A 16,031-nucleotide genomic window follows, 5' to 3' on the forward strand; every position below is an offset into this window, starting at 1 on the left:
CACCTTATTAACTTGGAAAGAATTCGATGAAAATTTAAAGGATTTTTACCCTTTTGAATAATAGTAAAGAGCACTTCATCAGTTGGATGGCCATAATAAATTGTTAGATTGTGAAGTATTGTACTTAAGCTAACGGGTGCTTTAGTTCGACAATCGGCTGCCTTTACAGGGCAGCTTTTTCTTATTAAGTAATGAAGTTAACTACTTCCGTGAATTATCGTTATGTTAACTAGATTTGTATAGGGTATTCATAAAAAAAGAAAATTAAACAATGTCTTGCACTATGAAAAGGTATAACTTCGAGGTTATAATGAACATCAAAGAAAGATATGAAATAATCTTGTTAACTATTAGGAGGGATTTAAATGACATTAATTTCAGATATTTTTGAATACAATAAACAATTTGTTGAAAATAAAGAATATGAAAAATACGAAACGACTAAATTTCCTAATAAAAAAGTGGTTATTCTTACATGTATGGATACTCGCCTTGTTGAATTATTGCCTCAAGCGATGAACCTTAAAAATGGTGACGTAAAGCTTATCAAAAATGCAGGAGCAATCGTTTCACACCCATTTGGGAGTGTGATGCGAAGTATATTAGTTGCAATTTATGAGCTTGGAGCAAAAGAAGTCGCCATCGTTGGACATCACGGTTGTGGGATGAAAGGGTTAGAACCTAATTCTTTCTTAGAAAAATATGGACAGGCCGGATTAGATGAAACAATCATAGCAACTTTAATTAATGCAGGTATTGATATCAAAAGTTGGTTAACAGGATTTCAATCGGTTGAAGAAAGTGTCGAACAAAGCGTTAAGATGGTCAAAAATCATCCAATGTTCCCTAAAAGTATTAGTGTCCATGGACTTGTCATCTGCCCGGAAACAGGTAAGTTGGATATAGTAGTAGACGGATATAAGAGTTAATTGGTTGAATAAAATCTTTCTTATATCCTTGTTATTTGGCTTATACTACGGACAAAAACAAAACGGTTATGAAGTTTAATAATAATATGTTCAATTAACTTCCAAGAACAGGCGTTATGTTAACCTATTGTGTATGGACTATACACAATTTTTCAGCGATCAAATTCCTTGTTCAACTAACGCAGCAGGTTTGTTCAATTAGAACCTAAGTAGGTTTTGATCCCATCTCATAGTTCTTGTCCTTCTCCAGTCCCCCCTTCTTTGAGTCTTTGTGACTGTTGTGTTTCTCCACTTCAGTCCGTCTTACAACAACTTGTTGGGGAGTCTGTAATTCTTGCCACTATTGCAGACCCACCAGATATGCAGCCTCTCATTTTTTTATTTACTATTACTAAAGTGAATGACTTTTTAGTTACCGTTACAGATGGGGCGGCAACCTATGTGGTAAATATTTCTGATATTATAGGGGTAGGGTTTATACCACCAGGACCTACTATCAACTTGTTGCCACCTGTTAATTCTGGGTGCGAATGTGATTGTCGTGAACGACCAATTAGACAATTGCTAGGTACACTTATCGGTTCTACAGTGAATATTTTAGTAAGTAATGGTTCTACTGCACCAGGTTTTAACGTGGAACAAACAGGTCTTGGCATAGTGTTAGGTACTTTATTGCTACATTCTAGTGACCCTAATTCAATCACTAGATTTGCAATTTCAACATGCAAAATTACGGCTGTACAGACTAATTGAAGAAGGGGTGATGTTAAAAACAAATATTTAGTGAGTAAGTAGTAAGGAATTTCTTGTTCAACTAACGGGGGCTATAGCTGAACAAGGGTAAGGTTTCTAGATAATCTTATTCCAAAATTAGATGTCGAATTAGATAATGTTATTAAACCACACAAAACACGATTCATTCAGCTATTGAATGAAACGTGTTATTTTTATTATCTTTTTACGAAAGGAGGAATTCGCAAAGTGTTTTTCAAAACTAAAATTTGTAGAAATAAGCTGTATATCTTCCCGGAAGTAAAAGACCATGTAGCTAATCAAAACCCAACCGAATTAATCGAGTTGGGTTTTCTTGTACTTGAAATATCGCTTCTATTATTGAGAAGGATGAATACTTGAAACTACAAAAAGGATATGCAGTTTTGGATGAAGCGTATTTCGCACAATGTTAATTCGTTACCTGAATTATTGTGGGCTGAAGGTGAACAAGCCAATCAGCTGATAATTAGAAGACAGAACAAAGAGCACTTAGAATTACTCAGATTCAAAATTTCAAAAATCATACAGACATTGTTCAGCTTTGAAGAAAATGACCGCGCACGATTCAAAATGGGACAGATTCATGGGTATTTTGGGAAATGGGATTGAGTAAAGAGATAATAATGAAAGGAGTTGTGGCAGATCGGAATGCCAATAGTATGGCAAGGGAGCGACTTTTTTACACATATGCTTGCTGTTGGTCCTACACGTTGCGGCAATGGTTGCCAAAACGTGCAAGGAAATGGATATACCTTGTACGCACGTTGATCCTGAAAAAATGAATTCCGCTAGATTTAATCCAATGGAAGGTGACACGGAAACAATATGGACATTATCGATGTGATGAATACGCTACGTGATCAAAACGTCTTACAGCAGAAAGTATCCGAACTGAAACATCGTGATGGTATGACAGATTTGGTTCACTTCTTTGAATCAGAATTACTCGGTAGTATGCGGCGGAAATATCAGCAGTTTGCCATCGGTTTGAGAGCGCAACCCGAAAATATTGTCAGTAACGAGGCCTTACGAACGATCATGACAGGAAAGAGTGATGTGAACATTGACGAGCATTTAGCAACGGGCGGTGTCCTAGCGGTTAATACCGCACTTGGTAAACTACGGAAAGCAGGTGATGCATTCGGACAATTTATGATCATGCATTTACAGAATGGAACATTTAGGGGGCAGGAACAGAAGATACACGTATTCCCCATTTTTTAATTGTCGATGAATACAGTCGCTAGTCACCCGACCTTTAAAGGAAGAGAAGAGCATTGTTAAACCGAATTCAAATCATAAGAATAAGGAAACGAGTAACGTTGTAAAGTCCAACGATGGATTTCGGGATTAGGTTTCAAGAATATTAACAGTTGTTAGAAAGGTTTGTTACAATAAGAATAATGATGAATGTTAACGTGATTATAGAAAGTATATATAGTAAACCAATGAAATTACAAAGCTTGTTTCTTTGGGGAAATAAGTGTGATGAAAATCGTTTATATTTTCAAATGCTTGTGAGAGAGGGGATGCGATATATGGTTATCAAGTATAACGAATACGGTAATAAAGAAGGTCCTCTTTTAGTGTTTTTACATGGAGGTGGCGTAGGCGGTTGGATGTGGGATAAGCAAGTTGCTTATTTTACGGATTATCATTGCTTGATTCCGACACTTCAAGGGCATGGGATCCGAAGTGAAGAATCTAGTTTTTCTATAACGGAAAATGCACAGGAAGTTATAGGGTTAATTAACAGGAAAAAGAATGGATTGAAGGTAAACGTAGTAGGGTTTTCCATCGGTGCTCAAATTGCACTTGAAATGATTAATTTAGTTCCGAATCTTTTTCATTCGATAATCATTAATAGTGCACTAGTTATACCGATGAAGATTACCAATACGTTTATTGCTCCGTCAATCAAATTGAGTGCTTCACTAATTAAAAATAGAACGTTTTCGAAAATACAAGCGAAACAATTATATATCGATGACCAAAATTTTGAAAGGTATTATCAAGACAGCATCAAAATGAAATCTAGTACATTAATTGAAATGCTAAAAGAGAACTTGACGTACAGATTACCGGAAAGGCACAATGAAACTACCGCACGAATATTAGTGACTGTAGGTGAAAAAGAGAAAGGTGTTATGAGAAAATCGGCAGTTAAGATTGCAAAGCGCTATTCAACATCTTCCCTGGTAGTTATACCGAAAGTAGGGCATGGCTTTTCATTCGACCAACCAGAACTGTTCAATCAACTATTAGAAGAGTGGTTAACGAATCAGCCGCTAACAAATATTCGAATATAAAATAGAAAGTATTCCAAACACTGTTCAAATCCCAGCAGTGTTATTTTTATTGTGAATTTTATTCGTAATGGATAGGCCAATCAAAATGGAAAATGAAACGGGTATTAATTTCAAACAAAAATATACTAATGAAATGAAGAGAATTGAAAATGACTGAAAACAACATGCAAGTTCTAATCGAAGGTTTTGACCCATGGAAAGTACAAGTGGACAGCGAATTTAATAAGGACTGGAAAAAAGTTTACGGTGCGTACCAAAATAATTCAATATTACAGGCTCCGATAACTGGAATTGAAACGCTACTTGATAAGCCTTGTGCTGTTGTAACTCTTAGTAACATACGTGGTTTTATTCCGTTGGATGGTCCGTGTGTTGGAAACTGATGCAAAAAAGAACAGATTCGTACTCGTATTACGCGTGTATTGTAAAAATACTGAGGGATTGCGTCTATAATGACGTGATCCCTTATCAATTGATTTCAGCCAATGAATAAAAGATTGTTTACCACTTCACACTTTTTGGATGAACAAAGATAAGGTGTCAAAATTTATAGAAAGAATAATGTTGTAATTATTATACGAGTTTGATTGATTATCAATAAGATCAATCTTACTCAAATGGGCCATTTTCTTTAAAGCATTAAAAACTGAATGAAACTTATACAGCATTCATCCGTATATAAAATAAGAGGTAAAAATATGACGGGAGGATGAATTTTTATGTTATGGATTAAAACACAAGATAAGCACAGGTTGATAAATGTGTCAGGAGTTATTGTAAGAGGAAAAAAGGTTGTCGGTATTATCGGTAGTGGAATTTTAGATGGTTTGGATAATAATGTTTTGGGAAAGTACGAAACAAATGATAGAGCACTAGAACTTCTTAATGAAATACTTACTAAAATTCAAGAAAGCACTGGTGTTTCTGTAACATTTGTTATGCCCGAAAAGTAAGTATCAATTTACTCAAGAAATGGGCGTTGCAGTGGAATAAATTAGTTCTTGGAAATTGGGCCATTTTCTAAAGTGAAAAGTTAAACAAGTTGAAGGTGATGACAAAATGAGTGAATTGCTTTTAGTTTCAATTTCAGTAATTGCATTTTTAACGTATAAATTTATTAAAATTCTTAAGAACCCGGATACGCCAAATGGAAATAGGAGAATTGCTTGGTCGTTATATGGTTTTTCTATAATAACCTTAGTGATAGTAAATATCTTTTTTTCCTGATCGTTCTTATCAGATTAAAAGGGTGCAATTTTAGTATAAGCGATTGCGTCCACATCGATCAAACGGGCCAGTTTGAATAACTTAAGAGGTGTGAAATGATATATTTGGAAACTATGAGATTGCAATTACGGGATTGGAAAGAAACAGAATTAGATCCATTTCGGAGACTAAATGCAGACGAAAAGGTTATGACATATTTTCCTGGAATCTTATCATCTGAAGAAACAACTGCTTTTTATAAATCAATTATATCTGAAATTAAAGAATGTGGATTTGGACTATGTGCCGTGGAAGAAAAACAAATAAGGAGTTTATCGGGTTCATAGGATTTCATAGGGCAACATTTAAGGTTGATTTTATACCGTGCATAGAAATCGGATGGCTACTTAAAAAAAGCTTGGGGAAAAGGATATGTAGCAGAGGGAGCCGCGGCCTGTTTAGAATATGGATTCACCGAATTAAATTTTAATGATGTTTATAGTTTTACGGCTGATATCAATCAACCTTCAAAAAACTTGATGAGAAAAATCGGTATGGATTTTATTGAAAACTTTGATCATCCGAAAGTTAAAGAAGATAGTTCATTAAAAAAACATGTTCTATTTCATATAAATCAAAAGGAAATCAGTTAAAGGGTCTTAAGATTTCGCAAGTTTCTTTGTTTTAAGCAAACCTGGCGCGATTGTAGATGATCATAAGCCTAATTCCTCGCCAAGATGCGGTGGGCTTAGGCTTTTTTATCTTTCAAAACTTTTAACGCTTTAAATATGCAAATTCTTGGCGTTATCCCATTGGTAAACTCATTGGCAATGAGTGATACATTCTTATGGCCGAAATCAATGAATCTGATTTAAGGAGGAGAAATCCATGTCAACTAGTCCATTTTTTTAGCGCATGAATGGAGTTTGCATTGGACACGAATAGCATCAAACATAAAAGGTTCAAGATTATGTCAATGGAGAATCACCAAGAGAACGAAGAGCATTAGAGGCGCTTGCAGCGGTGGCGATAATCGGGGGAGCACAGCTCTTTCGGTTGTTTTCATTGGATAAGAAACGATTAAAACGAATGGTTGCGGAAAATAAGATTGTAAGGCATGAATTGAAAAGGAATAAGCAGGCCATTCCGATTTTTACGCTAGGAATAAATGGTGCGGTCATTGCAAGGCTGAAAGGTAGTTATGAAAGTAATTACTGGGTTGAATATAAAACAGAGGATGTTTTGAAACGTCATCTATTCATTCAATTTTTTCAACATTTTCCTGAATCAAAGGTTTTGCCGACACAAGAACCGTTCAGTGGGGCGATTCAGTTCCAGGGTAAGCGAATCTATGTATATGTGGTACGAGGAGATGTAAATGATTTGCTTATGTATTTGAAATGGAATAGAAAACACTTTAACAAGCGTCTTATCATTATTGCCGAATCAATTAGACATTTACAACCGCTAAAGGTAATTGTTGCAACGCTTAAATTAAGGGTAGCCCTAGATGTGGATTTACGGGATGACATTAAAGACCTTCAAAAGCCCTTTTACTTCTTGGATGAATTTGGTGTGTTTATTAGTGAAGTAGGTAAATCAGAAGAGTACGGGTTAAGGTTGTGATATAGTATTCTAAATACTTTGGAACTGGTGTAAGGTGGGAGAATTCCATGGAACTGTTATCAATCTATTATAAAAAATATAAAAGTACTGTTGGGGCATCTGATTATGTAAAATGGGCACAGCATATGCTGGATATGGATTGCCATGAAATCGCTAAGCTTGCAAGTATGACAGAGCCGTTGAATCTATTTGAAGTAGAGAGCATGTTTGAACGCTCTATGAAAGCGACGGGACAAGAAGAACCGCGGGAAGTGGATTGTGTAGCTTATCATTTAAAAGGGCTACATGCGAAATTACTTGTGCCGAATGTCGAAGCGATTTCTATTGTGAAAGAGTTGTATCATTGTGTGATTACCGAAGATTTATTTGAAGAACAAATGCGTTGGCACGAAGCGAGAGAGCCGGTTGATTATTTTGAGTACGATGTGACCTGTAACATGACAATTGAGGAGCTAAGTGAAGAAATTATTACACATGCGCGCAAATTATGGCGTTCGAAAAGAACTGAAGTCTAATTTACAGAGTTTATTGGTCAAAAAGTAATCGACATCTATAAGACCAATAACTATATTATACAATGTCTTTTCTTATACTAATGAAGAAAAAGAATTTAATAAGCAGTGAAGACACTTAATAAATTAGGACAGATTTTTATTGTTATAAGGTTGCTTTAAGAAACGGAGGTGAATTATAGTGGGATTGTTTTTTGAAAAGGCTAGTAATCAAAGCAAGACTCAAAAAGTAGTTTTGACTGCATTTATGGCTTTAGTATTGTTAGATATGATAAATAATCTTTTGTTTCATCATTCCTGGTTTAGTGTAATTGCCGTTTGTTTATATATCGTATTTATAATAACTTTTATAAGAGAAATTAAAAAGGGGAAAAACAAAAAAAATAAATGACATTAAAGAACTTGCTAGAATCGGGCGCATTAGCTTAAGAAAGTATTACAAAGATTGAAGTGATTATTATTAAAAAGGGAAGCATTGGAATGGTATTAATTACAACACTATTTGTTGTAATTGCTGGATTGTCAGTATTAGTCGGCGGTTTGATAGGTAATAAACTTTTTCCGAATAATGCTGCTCAATAATTGGGTGCGAATACAGAATTAGGATTGTGCATTATTCTATTGAAAGAAAGGAGGGATAGTGATGCGAGGAGTTTCCTTTGAAATTCCAAATAAATACGGTAAACAGTTATTCGATATTCTAAAAGAAGTTGACGTATCAAGATGGGATTGGCAGATTGGCGGTGGTGAAGCATATATCATTGAAAATGGTACGCTCGGTAAAGACCTATTTGGCACAATAACTAGTTTAACTGGTAAGGAGCTTTTTAAACTAATTTCTGAAAACGAATATTACTTAATTTTTGCTGATTTAAAAGCATATATGAATGTTGAATCTGAATTAAAAGTTGAGACTTATGAAGACTTTTTAGAAAGTGATTGTCAGTTTGTTCTCCTTCTCTTGGATTCATCGTATGTAACAATCTACTCGAAAAGCAAATTCACTATCCAAAGTTTTTACGATCAAGCAGTAGCTGCCAAGTACGAGAAAGTTGAATATATTACAGATGATAATGATGAACGTACAACATTAATAGCTTTTTAAATACAAGGTTAGCTTTAGTGTAAATTAAAATCTTTATTAGGTTAAAGGGTGCAATGTGGAAAAATTAACTTTTTTATAACTGGAAAGAGATTGATAAAGGAGTGATGAAATGAAGAAAGTATTTGAAGCTATATATGACGACCATCGAATACAAGTTGAGAATAGATGGTTTGCCGGCGAGAAGTTGTATGTAGATGGTGAATTGCAGGATGAAAATTTAGGCTTGGCATTTAGAGGGACGTTAAATGGGAAGTTAAGAAATAATAACAATGAAACTAAAAGTATAAAAGTGACTATCGGCGGTTCTTTTAGTATCCACTGTAAAATCTTTATTGATAATGTATTAATTTCTTCGTATCAAGTTAAAACAAGTAGATAAATATATCCCAAAGAATTGGTTATAAGTGATGTTGAAATAATACAACGACTATCCTTAAACGGGTGCGATTCTGGTATAAAGGATCTTCTCCCATGCAGTCAAAGGGCCGGATTGCGGAACAAAGCCGGGAGGGAATTAGTTTTATGAGATTTATTATCATTATGTTTATTGTTATGATTGTGGGAGGAACAATAGGGTCGTATGTAGATGATAAATTACTTCGCTCAATTCTACTCGGATTATTAGTTTTCCTTGCCCTTTCTATATATTTTAACAAACGAAAATAAAAAAACCTCCTCAATCGGGTGCAATAGCGGCATAAGCATTGTGCCTGGATCGGGTCAATTTAGTTGAAGAAAAAAGGTGATTATAATCTTTTTCTCATCAAAAAGGGATAGTTTATATTCGATAGCTGTTTGGGGCACAATCGTGATTCTTTTTTTAAGTATCATTCTTAACCTTTCATTAACTTTATTTAATCTCTTTTGGGGATTACTTGGTTTAATAGCTATTGGATTCTTAATTTGGATATGGTTTGGCACAGGTTATCGAATTGAAAATGAGACCATTAAAATGGAGGGTCAAAATACAAGATATCAATAGCATTAGTAAAAGAAGAAGTTTATTGGCAACACCATCTTTATCAATTAATAGGTTGGTATTGCATTATGGTAAATATGGTGAGATGTTGCTGTCACCTAAGGATGAGTCGGAATTCATTGAACTATTGTTAACTAAAAATCCTCAAATAAAGTTGAATGAAAAAGTATCTGATGCTTAAGCATTCGGGTGCAGTTGTTGTATAAGGACTATGCTACAATTGGACCATTTAACGGATTAAGTTATGTGAATATTGGATCTGATTAAAAGGGAAATGAAAGGAAGGGTTATAATATGGGCTTATTTTTGGAAATTGCACGTGCTGTAATGCCTCTTGTAATAGTGGGTGGGATTGCAGTATTTGTAATTCTAAGAATGAAACATAAATATAACAAAGGTACCCTTGGTAAGAAAAAATCGAAAGATGCTCAAAATTTATTAGATAGTTTAATACCATTTGGAATGCTGATTGGTTTTGCTATTGCTGGGCTTTTAAGCACATTTTCTTCATTTCCCTTATTATCTGCAATTACTTGGGGACCCGGAATAGGTATGTTATTTGGATATTTTGCTTATGAATTTTATAGCAAAAAAGAAGAAAGTCATTCATAATAACTATTTTCCAGAAAAGTGCACTAGTTGCTGAAGAAGCATTTTTGTGCCTCTATCGGGTCCTGTTTAATGAATAAGGACCGGACTACAATCTGGGCCAAAGACTTGAGGAATGGTTGTATTTCGATAAATTTAAATGGCAGATTATGATGAAGGCGTTATTAATGAGCAATATAAAAAGCGAAAAAGACCATCTTCATTGGCTCGTTAAATTCCTCGATAGTGCATCCTAGGGAGGTTTACAAGGAAGCTGTGAAACATAGTGCGGCCTCGATAATTTGTCTTCATAACCATCCCAGCGGTACGGATCCTTCACCTGAGGACTTAGATGTTACGAAGAGACTGGTTAAGGCTGGCAGTGTGATGGGGGTGGAACTTTTGGATCATGTGATTATCGGAGATCATCAGTTTATATCACTTAAAGAAAAGGGCTATATGTAAAAGTATTGATGAAGGGCGTATTAATTTACCCCCTTTTTTTATGAAAAAACACCTCCGATAAATGCACTTTGAACAAGTGTAACATTTACGTAGGTGTTTTATATTGTCTCAGTAATTTAGGCTAGTCCAAGTCCGGGAAATCTCAGCCGCGTTTTGTGATTATAGATGTCTGAAAAAAGTTAGTGCACCACTTTTTATTCAAATCATTGTGAACTCAAAACCAACGCTTTACTTTCACGCTCAAATATACCTGTCAAATGTTCAAGCACCGTCAAGTAAACGAGCCCGTTACCTTCAATTTTTTGTGAGAAACCTAGTGGAGCGGTCCTTTTTATTAGTTGGGCATAAAGCTCTGGCTCTGAAAGTTCTCGACCGAAACTGTTGTTGACCAACACTTTTATGAGGGCAAGAGCTCCAGAGACATGGGGGGCAGCCATTGAAGTTCCGCTTAATGTTGCAAATTTCCCGTTTAAATACGTAGAGAGGATCTCTTCGCCCGGAGCAACTAGATCGATTTCATTATGAGAGTTGGTAAAATCGGAAGGGCTCCGTTCAAGATTTATAGCACCTACACTAATGACTTCGTTATAACGGCCTGGAAAGGCGAATTCATCGGTTGAATCGTCGCCGTCACCTTCATTTCCGGCTGCACAAACTACGAGTATATTATTAGTGACCGCTTTTTTTATTGCTTCATGAAGTTCAGGCAAATCAGTTGGACCGCCCAGCGACATGGAGATAATATCCGCTTTTTGTTCAATGGCATAATTGATACCATTAATAATCCACTCATATTGCCCCGAGCCTTTTTTATTCAATACCTTTATTATAAGCAGACTTGCTTCAGGAGCTACTCCGACTACGCCCTTATCGTTCTTCTGTGCAGCAATCGTTCCAGCAACGTGAGTGCCATGACCATTGTAATCGAGGAAAATATCGGGATTGCTTCCATCATCGTCCGTAAAGTTCCGACCGCCTATAATCTGTTCTTGTAAATCGGGGTGTGTACTATCGCATCCTGTATCCAGGATAGCAACCGTAATACCTTTTCCTTTTGTTTCCTTCCAAATTGCGGGTGCTTGAATTAATTCCACACCTGGTGGAACTTCATTGGCCTCTGTCATTTGAATAATCACTTCGAATGGAATTACATGAGCAAAATTGTCCACTTTATCCCTCCTCATTGGATTATCGGAAATTAAATTAAAAAGAAATTTTTCAACATTTAGTCACTGTTATAGGGGAATTACTAAAATAGTTGTTTATATTAGTAGTGCTTGCTACATACTATAACTGAACACTACTAATATATTGAATCGAAGTAAATCTTATATACGCAAGCTTCCTCTTGAATCAATGACCAAGTATAAAGAAGTCTAGATAGACTAATGCATCTGGCAAAATATATTGCACTTCCGACGGCAATTCATCATAATATAAAAGACGAGACATAGAATAAAAGAGGACTGGGCGTTTAAACACTCAGCCCTACACTAGTAAATTGTAAGACACAAGCATGACCGATCTTAAGCATCGTACAACGGTGTAAATGGTTGGGAAAAAAAGCATTTGGCCGAGAAGAAAGAAGTAATTGTCCACACTTCTGCCGATGGGGGGGCGGTTACTCCTTTCGTGATAAAAAAAAGATAACTGACAACGACACCGACATAAAAGCAATCCATCCACCAGATAGTGTAAGGAGTAAGCTTAGTGTTTCGTATGTTGTCATTGGTTTTCACCTCCTTTCAATTGGAAGTGCTCAACAAGCAATCATGCATTCTCCGTAAATGAACTAAAATCTAGATGCATTTTCTGTAGGGGGAAAAGTTATATAGTTAGCCCTACTATTATGTATATGTACAATTAGTATGTATATGTTTAAACTTTACAGAAAATTCAGTTAAATTTCTAGGGACCAGCCTTCCTACTCTGTGAAGGAAAGATTTATCTCGTTTTTTGATTGCGTCCTAAATTTCAGTTATATCATTTGAGCGACATCAAGATAACCTCCACTTTATATTCAATACCTTTACAATAATTAAACTTGCTTCAGGAGCTACTCCGATTACGCCCTTATCGTTCTGCTGTGTAGCAATGGTTGCGGAAAGGTGGATTCTATATCCATTATAAACCAAGGATAATTTTAGGTTACCCCTATGCAAATTATACCATGGTCTGACTATTCAGTCTAATCAATAATGAATAGATTGAATAATTGATTCGGAAGCCTTATTAAAGAGGAATTCTCTTTAGCACATAATCACTAGTGTGGCTGAGATAATAAAATAAATTTTTCTATTAGTAGTACATGTTACATATCATGAGTGAATGGTGCTTAACTATTGAGTCGTAGCAAGTCCTAAATACGCATGCTACTGAAAAAGAATTGAGTCAAGTTTAATCTCTAATCAATGTCTAAGTATGAAGATATCTAGGTCGACAAATGTATGTAGGAGTGAGTTATTGCGCTCCTGCTGGTAATTCATCATAAATATATAAACGAGACATACAATAAAAAATCAGTAAGTGTTTGAACATTCAGTCCTGAAATGGTAGACTATGAGATGTAATAATGGTCGATATTGCATATCGTCCGACTGTGTAAATAGTTGGATAGAAAATGCATTTGGCCGGGAAGAAAAAAGTAATTGTCCACACGTCTGCCGATGGGGGGGCGGTTACTTCTTTCTTGTTAAGAAAAAGATGGCTGACAACGACGCCGTCATTAAAGCAATTCATTAACCAGATTGTTAAATGAATAAGCTTAGTATTTCGTATGTTGTCATTGGTTTTCACCTCGCTTCATTTGAAAGTGCTTAACTGCCTTTCATATCTTCTTCGCAAATAAACCGAAATCAAGATAAATTTTTTAATAAGCTGAAAAATTTTAGAAGACCAGTTTTCACAAATTATTAAATGAAGATCCAGCTCATATAGGGAAGCAAAATGAAAAACGTTTTGGACAGAAAAGTGTCCGAACGTTTTTTAAAATTTCTTAAACCAATAACCTTAAATGGATTAACCCCCTTTATCACCCATAAGGACCAGATAAAAGCAATGAAAACAGGTTTCGCATGGCTAAAGTCATATATTGGATTATTATTGGTTTAAAAATATCTTGAAATACACTGAAAAAGCGACTTTTAAAAAGGTGTCGGAAATGTTATAGTAATCACAACTATTAGAACTAGAATAAATTAGACATATGAATACGTGTATAAATTTAGCGTAGACGCCTTACTAGGGGTATCCGAAGCAGATTCAAAGTAAATCTTCACTTCAACTTATATAGCTCGATTTAATAATTTAGGGGGGGAAACATGTCTATTAAACGACTGGATAAGTTTCAAAGTCTTAATATGGATCTTGTAGATTTGCAACGACAACAAGCATTAAAGCGTTACATCGCGCGTTCTAGTGAACGTGAACGAATTGCTAGTGAACTGCAAACGAAAAATCCTTTGGAAGTAGATACTCCTGAGCGAGTTGCACTTCGTAAAGCCATTATTGATCCACGTGATGGACTTGCAATTGAGCGTATTATTGGACAAGATGATCTATTTCCTATTTCTTATCTTGAAGCAGGTCGACGAGCAGCCAATCCAGTTTGTAGAATCGAAATCCGCGATAGTACAGGCAGAGTTCTTGGACATGCTACAGGATTTCTTGTTTCAACTTCTTTATTACTTACAAATAATCATGTTTTGGAGAACTACGATACGGCTCAGTTCAGTGTCGCACAATTCAACTATGAAGTTGGTCTTGACTTAAAGGAACGTCCGATGAAAACCTTCCGTTTAACACCCAAGCGTTTATTTATTACGGATCAGAAGCTTGATTTCACATTAGTGGCGATAGAGGAAGTGTCTGCTGATGGTACAAACGTAAGTGATTTTGGGTTCTTGCCTCTCATCTCGCAAACGGGCAAAGGGTTGGTTGGTGAATGTGTATCAATTATTCAACATCCTTCAGGGGCACCTAAAGCTGTAGCGATTAGAGAGAATCAAATTATGGATGTATTTGACGATTATATTCACTACTCAACAGATACCATGCCCGGATCCTCCGGTTCACCTGTCTATAATGACGAATGGATCGTAATCTCCCTCCACCATGCAGGCGTTCCAAATCCAAAGAACCGGGCTGAATTCATAGCCAATGAAGGCATTCGCATAAGCAGTATTATCCAGTTTGTCGTGGAGCAAGGCGCCAACTTCAGTGATGATCAAAAAATGTTAATGAATGACATTGTAAAGGATTGGGAAGTCCCCGATCATACTCCTGAAGAGATGGTAGTTGAGGAGTTAAGCGATTCATGGTATGAAGGTTCGGCCGGTTATGACGCTCAATTTCTTGGTGATGATTTTGAAGTTCCTCTTCCGATATTCCGGTCTGATCTTGAACAAGATATTGCCCAGTTAAAAGACGGAAGCAGTGCGCTTCATTATACGCATTTTTCAATTGTCATGAGCAAGTCACGCCGGTTAGCCTATTATACGGTGGTGAATATTGACGGCAATCAATTGATGAAGATTGGCCGTAATGACAAATGGTATCTCGATTCCCGCATCAAAGTAGAGCACCAGTGCGGTCCTGAATTATATAAAAATAATTCGCTTGATAGGGGACATCTTGTCCGTCGGCGGGATCCTGTTTGGGGAGATTCAGCGGAAAAGGCGAATGAGGATACGTTCCATTTTACAAATTGTGCTCCCCAGCACAGTAAGCTGAATCAAAAAAGCTGGCTGGATCTGGAGAATTATATTTTAGATAATGCCGAAAACTCGAATCTTAAAGTGACAGTGTTTACTGGCCCAGTTTTTCGGATAGATGACATTATTTACAGAGGAGTTCAGATACCGGCAGAGTTTTGGAAAATAGCTGTCATTGTTAAAAAAGATGGGAATCTATCTGCAACTGCTTATTTGCAGACTCAAAAAAAACTTATTGAGGATTTGGAATTTGCTTACGGTGAATATAAAACATATCAAGTACCAATTTCAAAAATTGAAGCATTTACAGGTCTGAATTTTGAAGACTTACGTAATTTCGACCCAATTAATCAATTAGAATCGACAATTGGATATGTCGTTAATGCATCTGGTGATATCAAACTCTGAAGTTTGAACATGCTAAGCGTTAAAATTTATCCATTGTTCCTCAAGTAGTAGCGACCCTGTCACTGAGACTAATTAAATTCGGACAATAATTTTGTGTGAGAACTTGATGGAGATACAGAGAGTAATATACCGATAAGAGAAATCATTTTTAATTCGAGAAAATATTCAAAAATTAAAAAAGCATTCGCTATATTTTACTTAGCATTACTATGCTATTCTCAGGTTAAACCACATGGTGTTCTCGGGTTTACTTTGGCATTTACAGGTATTATTATTGGTATTATTTATTTTATTAGTAAAATTTATTTTTATAATGAAAAGAAAAAACAAAGATATTATCTTCTTAATAATGTATGCAGCATTACTTTTATGGGGTGTTTATACATTTTATAATCTATGACATCTAACTAACGGACGC

Annotated in this window: 14 protein-coding genes and 3 pseudogenes; 16 read left to right on the forward strand and 1 reads right to left on the reverse strand. The window is 35.8% G+C overall.

Features of this window, described 5'->3' with window-relative positions; translation table 11 throughout:
- Positions 1–365 precede the first annotated feature (365 nt).
- The 15 genes and pseudogenes from KSU66_RS20525 to KSU66_RS20595 all read left to right on the forward strand — a co-directional run.
- Positions 366–929: a beta-class carbonic anhydrase gene (locus KSU66_RS20525; RefSeq protein WP_269053317.1), complete on the forward strand. Its 564-nt coding sequence runs from the start codon at positions 366–368 to the stop codon at positions 927–929.
- Positions 930–1,196: 267 nt separating this feature from the next.
- Positions 1,197–1,682 (forward strand): annotated as a pseudogene (locus KSU66_RS20530) (bclA protein); the annotation flags it as partial.
- 864 nt (positions 1,683–2,546) lie between these two features.
- Positions 2,547–2,927, forward strand: a complete 381-nt coding sequence (locus KSU66_RS20535; protein ID WP_269053318.1) for a hypothetical protein — start codon at positions 2,547–2,549, stop codon at positions 2,925–2,927.
- A gap of 314 nt (positions 2,928–3,241) precedes the next feature.
- Positions 3,242–4,012: an alpha/beta fold hydrolase gene (locus KSU66_RS20540; protein ID WP_269053319.1), complete on the forward strand. Its 771-nt coding sequence runs from the start codon at positions 3,242–3,244 to the stop codon at positions 4,010–4,012.
- A gap of 149 nt (positions 4,013–4,161) precedes the next feature.
- On the forward strand, positions 4,162–4,395 hold the full coding sequence (locus tag KSU66_RS20545; protein ID WP_269053320.1) for a hypothetical protein: 234 nt from the start codon (positions 4,162–4,164) through the stop codon (positions 4,393–4,395).
- A 336-nt stretch (positions 4,396–4,731) separates the two neighbouring features.
- Positions 4,732–4,965, forward strand: a complete 234-nt coding sequence (locus tag KSU66_RS20550; RefSeq protein WP_269053321.1) for a hypothetical protein — start codon at positions 4,732–4,734, stop codon at positions 4,963–4,965.
- A gap of 387 nt (positions 4,966–5,352) precedes the next feature.
- Positions 5,353–5,871 (forward strand): annotated as a pseudogene (locus KSU66_RS21375) (GNAT family N-acetyltransferase).
- Positions 5,872–6,241: 370 nt separating this feature from the next.
- Positions 6,242–6,844 carry a hypothetical protein gene (locus tag KSU66_RS20560; protein ID WP_269053323.1) on the forward strand — a complete coding sequence of 201 codons (603 nt, stop codon included), beginning with the start codon at positions 6,242–6,244 and terminating at the stop codon, positions 6,842–6,844.
- 47 nt (positions 6,845–6,891) lie between these two features.
- A complete protein-coding gene (locus KSU66_RS20565) occupies positions 6,892–7,359 on the forward strand; it encodes a hypothetical protein (RefSeq protein WP_269053324.1) in 468 nt (155 codons plus the stop codon).
- 178 nt (positions 7,360–7,537) lie between these two features.
- Positions 7,538–7,747 carry a hypothetical protein gene (locus KSU66_RS20570; protein WP_269053325.1) on the forward strand — a complete coding sequence of 70 codons (210 nt, stop codon included), beginning with the start codon at positions 7,538–7,540 and terminating at the stop codon, positions 7,745–7,747.
- Between the two features lie 252 nt (positions 7,748–7,999).
- Positions 8,000–8,461: a DUF2691 family protein gene (locus KSU66_RS20575; RefSeq protein WP_269053326.1), complete on the forward strand. Its 462-nt coding sequence runs from the start codon at positions 8,000–8,002 to the stop codon at positions 8,459–8,461.
- Between the two features lie 109 nt (positions 8,462–8,570).
- Positions 8,571–8,840 carry a hypothetical protein gene (locus KSU66_RS20580; protein ID WP_269053327.1) on the forward strand — a complete coding sequence of 90 codons (270 nt, stop codon included), beginning with the start codon at positions 8,571–8,573 and terminating at the stop codon, positions 8,838–8,840.
- A 535-nt stretch (positions 8,841–9,375) separates the two neighbouring features.
- Complete coding sequence (locus KSU66_RS20585; protein ID WP_269053328.1) at positions 9,376–9,621, forward strand: PH domain-containing protein; 246 nt, start codon at positions 9,376–9,378, stop codon at positions 9,619–9,621.
- A gap of 113 nt (positions 9,622–9,734) precedes the next feature.
- The gene (locus tag KSU66_RS20590) at positions 9,735–10,052 is read left to right on the forward strand and encodes a hypothetical protein (RefSeq protein WP_269053329.1); all 318 of its coding nucleotides are present in this window, start codon (positions 9,735–9,737) and stop codon (positions 10,050–10,052) included.
- A gap of 183 nt (positions 10,053–10,235) precedes the next feature.
- Positions 10,236–10,493 (forward strand): annotated as a pseudogene (locus KSU66_RS20595) (JAB domain-containing protein); the annotation flags it as partial.
- Positions 10,494–10,696: 203 nt separating this feature from the next.
- On the opposite strand, the gene KSU66_RS20600 reads toward KSU66_RS20595, so the two are convergent.
- The gene (locus KSU66_RS20600) at positions 10,697–11,662 is read right to left on the reverse strand and encodes a S8 family peptidase (RefSeq protein WP_329958868.1); all 966 of its coding nucleotides are present in this window, start codon (positions 11,660–11,662) and stop codon (positions 10,697–10,699) included.
- A 2,151-nt stretch (positions 11,663–13,813) separates the two neighbouring features.
- Between KSU66_RS20600 and KSU66_RS20605 the strand changes: the two genes are divergently transcribed.
- Positions 13,814–15,613, forward strand: coding sequence for a DNA/RNA non-specific endonuclease (locus KSU66_RS20605; RefSeq protein WP_269053331.1), 1,800 nt, complete (start codon positions 13,814–13,816; stop codon positions 15,611–15,613).
- Positions 15,614–16,031 lie beyond the last annotated feature (418 nt).

The organism is Sporosarcina sp. G11-34, from assembly GCF_026931025.1.

Excerpts from the sequence above, each read along its gene's own strand:
- KSU66_RS20525 (WP_269053317.1), top strand. The coding sequence starts at position 366 with ATGACATTAATTTCAGATATTTTTGAATACAATAAACAATTTGTTGAA.
- KSU66_RS20535 (WP_269053318.1), top strand. The coding sequence starts at position 2,547 with ATGAATACGCTACGTGATCAAAACGTCTTACAGCAGAAAGTATCCGAA.
- KSU66_RS20540 (WP_269053319.1), top strand. The coding sequence starts at position 3,242 with ATGGTTATCAAGTATAACGAATACGGTAATAAAGAAGGTCCTCTTTTA.
- KSU66_RS20545 (WP_269053320.1), top strand. The coding sequence starts at position 4,162 with ATGACTGAAAACAACATGCAAGTTCTAATCGAAGGTTTTGACCCATGG.
- KSU66_RS20550 (WP_269053321.1), top strand. The coding sequence starts at position 4,732 with ATGTTATGGATTAAAACACAAGATAAGCACAGGTTGATAAATGTGTCA.
- KSU66_RS20565 (WP_269053324.1), top strand. The coding sequence starts at position 6,892 with ATGGAACTGTTATCAATCTATTATAAAAAATATAAAAGTACTGTTGGG.
- KSU66_RS20575 (WP_269053326.1), top strand. The coding sequence starts at position 8,000 with ATGCGAGGAGTTTCCTTTGAAATTCCAAATAAATACGGTAAACAGTTA.
- KSU66_RS20580 (WP_269053327.1), top strand. The coding sequence starts at position 8,571 with ATGAAGAAAGTATTTGAAGCTATATATGACGACCATCGAATACAAGTT.
- KSU66_RS20590 (WP_269053329.1), top strand. The coding sequence starts at position 9,735 with ATGGGCTTATTTTTGGAAATTGCACGTGCTGTAATGCCTCTTGTAATA.
- KSU66_RS20605 (WP_269053331.1), top strand. The coding sequence starts at position 13,814 with ATGTCTATTAAACGACTGGATAAGTTTCAAAGTCTTAATATGGATCTT.